This window comes from Natronococcus jeotgali DSM 18795, from assembly GCF_000337695.1.
Taxonomy (GTDB): Archaea; Halobacteriota; Halobacteria; order Halobacteriales; family Natrialbaceae; genus Natronococcus; species Natronococcus jeotgali.
The window spans coordinates 1-3605 of sequence record NZ_AOIA01000061.1 but is presented as its reverse complement, the minus strand read 5'-3'; the positions used below and the strand labels follow the sequence as shown (position 1 = coordinate 3605).

The window sequence follows — 3605 nt, the reverse complement described above, 5'->3', positions numbered from 1 at the left end:
GAGACGCGCAGTGACTCGTTTGCGACGTGGTTGACCAAAACAGCGTTCGCTAACTGATTATTTGGAACAGTCACTAATTCGTTATCGAAGGTCTCTAACTGAGTCACACGAAGGTTGATCGCTTTGACGATTCCTTCGTTATCCTCCCCCTCAATCCAATCGCCGATTTTGAACGGTTCGTCCTTCAGGATGAATATCCCAGACGCAAAATTGCTGAGCAAGTCTTGTGCTGCAAAGCTCAGGCCAAGTGCTAATGCACCAGACAGAGTTGCAAACGCGGTCAGTACCGCACCAAAGCCTGCAACCGTAGCAGCCACTGCGACTGCTGCGATCAGCACGAGAATACTGACAACACTCACTGCTAAGCTCACAAGTCCCGCCTTGAGCCCGCGTGATTGCAATGACTCACGAGTAGCCCTGACAACCACCTTCTTGCCAATGATGTATGTCAGAGTAAACATCACGAGAAACAGTAGAACAGTCGTTACAACGCTAATNCGAGTAGCCCTGACAACCACCTTCTTGCCAATGATGTATGTCAGAGTAAACATCACGAGAAACAGTAGAACAGTCGTTACAACGCTAATGACTGCTGGGCCGTACTGAGAGATGACCTCATTAGCACTTGTTGGAAGTTCTGTTTGGAGTATTGTATAATCCATTCCAATCCCGAGTAGCAATCCAATCGTTATCAGCGTTGTGAATATCGTAGCTAAACAACAGGTACTCTCATTCTTGAATTATGATTTAGTAGTGAGTGTTACATCCGATAGAGATAACAAGAGATGATTAGAAATATGAGTCATCATGGAGGATCTTACGGGGTTCCAGCGAGACTTGCTATATGTCATTGCAGGCGCTGATCAGCCGTCGGGTCAGGACATCAAAGACGAGGTCGACTCGTACTATAGTAGCGAAATCAATCACGGACGACTGTATCCCAATCTCGACCCCCTCGTCAACAAGGAACTCGTCGAGAAGGGAGAACTCGATCGACGAACGAACTACTACGCGATCACCGATGAAGGGAACACAGCCATTCAGGAGCGCCGTGAGTGGNGAACGAACTACTACGCGATCACCGATGAAGGGAACACAGCCATTCAGGAGCGCCGTGAGTGGGAATCACAGTACGTTGACCTCTGACTCGGAGAGATATTGCGTCGATCCGAGCTAGCCGTCATCACCCAAATCCTGAACAACCACAATCAGTACCACGGATTCCGAGAAAGTTACATAGACGATGTATTTTTGCAAGTCACTCTTCCACAGATTCTGCGTTTGAATTTCTACAAACCACCAGCTCAACAGTACTTATCGCCGATATCGAGCTAATCAGATCTTTAGAAGAGGTTGCACAACCTCAGAGGACAGATTGGATGCATGGCTTATTTGCAGCGTTGGAGAGGAAGAGTCAGCTGACCAGTAGATGTGCAGACATACCGGNCCTACACCCGAGTGTTTATACTGTGCTAAACGCGCATAGCACACATGACCGGGAGTGGCACTGTCGAACAGATTTTTATCGCACCTGAAGCCAAAGCGGAGATGAAAGAACAGACCGACGTTGAAGCAATTGCCGGAAAGGGACTCCAAGGTGATCGCTACTTTAGCGAGATTGAGACAGGAACCTTCGTCGAGTGGGAGCCAGATGAAGAACGCCACGATGGATACGATCTCACGTTGATCGAGCAGGAGGCTGTCACAGCAATCGAACATGAAGCGGGAATCGAACTTGCACCGGGAGAACACCGACGAAACATCGAAACCCGTGATGTTGCACTCAATCATCTCGTTGGACAACGATTTCGAGTCGGTGACGCCATCTGTCGAGGGGATCGACTGTGTGAACCGTGTAATCATCTTCAGCGTATCACTCAAGACGGTGTATTGCAGGCACTCACTCACCGAGGTGGACTCCGAGCAGATATTCTCGAAGATGGGATAATTCGCCCCGGAGACGTAATCGAACCGCTCGAATAATCCACACTCTTTCGTCTAGGGACAGTTCGTATTCCTGCTTGCGTATCGGGACAGTCGGAAAAAAAGGGGAACGTGCGCCTACGGTAGTGCCTTGCGGAGGTCCTCGCAGAGGTCATCAGCGTCTTCGAGGCCAACGGATACCCGGACTAACGCCTCAGGAATCTCCGCCGAATCCTCACTACGACTGAACTCGTCAGGGATCATTAGTGACGGCACCTCAACAAGGCTCTCAACCCCACCGAGACTAGCTCCCGGCGTGAATACCTCAAGTCCCTCGATGAACGCCTCAAGTTCGATGAGCGTGCCATCAAACTCGAAGGACAACATTCCGCTGTATCCCGACATCTGCTCACTCGCAAGATCGTGTTGTGGGTGGCTCTCAAGACCCGGATAGTAGACACGAGCGACCCGATCGTGGCTTTCGAGGAACCGGGCAACTGCTATCGCGTTCTTCTCGTGGTGTTCCATCCGCGCGGGCAGCGTCTTGATGCCTCGCGAAACGAGGTAGCAGTCGAACGGCGAAAGCATATTCCCAAGTCCAACCCGCTGCGCGAACGCCAATTGCTCGAAAACTCCACCATCGTCGGTGATAACGGCACCGCCAATAGAGTCGGAGTGCCCGTTGAGATACTTGGTGGTGCTGTGAACGACGACGTCGGCACCCAATTCGAGTGGGGCTTGGTAGTACGGACTCGCAAAGGTACTGTCCACGCCGAACACAGCATCGTGGTCACCGGCGATGTCGGCTATCGTTTGGATATCGCATAACCTAATCAATGGGTTCGACGGCGTTTCCGCCCAGATCAAGTCTGTGTCTGGGCTGACTGCATCGGCGACGTTGTCGGGGTCACGGGCGTCAACAAAGTCGATGTCAACACCGAGATGTCCGGCCATGTGTTCCGTGAACAGTTTTTCGGTTCCGCTATAGATGGTATCCGAGGTGACGACGTGGCCTCCTGGGGGGACCAGCGACAGCATCGTCGTCGATGTGGCGGCCATTCCGGAGGCGAACGCCAACCCATGTTCGCCGCCTTCGAGGCGGGCTAACTGCTCTTCAAGGGCTGTCCGCGTCGGATTGCTCTCGCGCGAATAGTCGTGTTCATTGGCGTTCTTCCCGCTGGCCCACTCGAACGTAGTCGAAAGATGGATCGGCGGGACGACGTCGTTCGTTCCATCTCTATGAGGATGTGTTTCGGTTTTAGCTGCGCCGACTGCGATGGTTGCGAATCGATTCCTGTCGGATTGGCTTTTGTGTCGTGTCATCAGATACTCACCACGGGACCCACATGGACCCGATTTAGAGGGGATCTCATAGGAATGTACTCAGTTGCGAAGGATAGGCGTGAAGTTCCCGGCGAGGGTGGCCAGAAACCCAAACCCGACTTGGGCGTGGGTCAGCGAGTCGTTGGTTGCTAATCGTTGTCTGCTCTCAGGGAAAGCGTCTTGTTCGCGTGGACGAATGAAAGTCCTTACCCTGTATGTAACACTCGCTGAGGTCAACACGATCGGTACGCGAACCGTTCCATGACCCCGTGCCCTTTGCTAAATGGATGTTTAACAGAGACCTGGAATCGCTCGTATACAGAGCTATGGAAAGTTGATATCTCTCACTGTCGGATGGC

The 3605-nt window shown here is 52.1% G+C and carries 3 protein-coding genes and 1 pseudogene; 2 read left to right on the top strand and 2 right to left on the bottom strand.

Features of this window, described 5'->3' with window-relative positions; translation table 11 throughout:
* Positions 1 to 461: mechanosensitive ion channel family protein (locus C492_RS08035; protein WP_239643407.1), on the bottom strand; the 461-nt coding region annotated here is incomplete at its 3' end.
* A gap of 346 nt (positions 462 to 807) precedes the next feature.
* On the opposite strand from C492_RS08035, the pseudogene C492_RS08030 reads away from it, so the two are divergent.
* Positions 808 to 1071: pseudogene (locus tag C492_RS08030) on the top strand (PadR family transcriptional regulator); the annotation flags it as partial.
* A 420-nt stretch (positions 1072 to 1491) separates the two neighbouring features.
* On the top strand, positions 1492 to 1983 hold the full coding sequence (locus C492_RS22460) for an MOSC domain-containing protein (RefSeq protein ID WP_008422198.1): 492 nt from the start codon (positions 1492 to 1494) through the stop codon (positions 1981 to 1983).
* Positions 1984 to 2061: 78 nt separating this feature from the next.
* Here C492_RS22460 and C492_RS08015 read toward each other — a convergent pair whose 3' ends face one another.
* The gene (locus C492_RS08015; RefSeq protein ID WP_049892860.1) at positions 2062 to 3246 is read right to left on the bottom strand and encodes a trans-sulfuration enzyme family protein; all 1185 of its coding nucleotides are present in this window, start codon (positions 3244 to 3246) and stop codon (positions 2062 to 2064) included.
* Positions 3247 to 3605: the final 359 nt, after the last annotated feature.

Coding starts and splice junctions, on each gene's coding strand:
- C492_RS22460 (WP_008422198.1), top strand. CDS start 1,492: ATGACCGGGAGTGGCACTGTCGAACAGATTTTTATCGCACCTGAAGCC.
- C492_RS08015 (WP_049892860.1), bottom strand. CDS start 3,246: ATGACACGACACAAAAGCCAATCCGACAGGAATCGATTCGCAACCATC.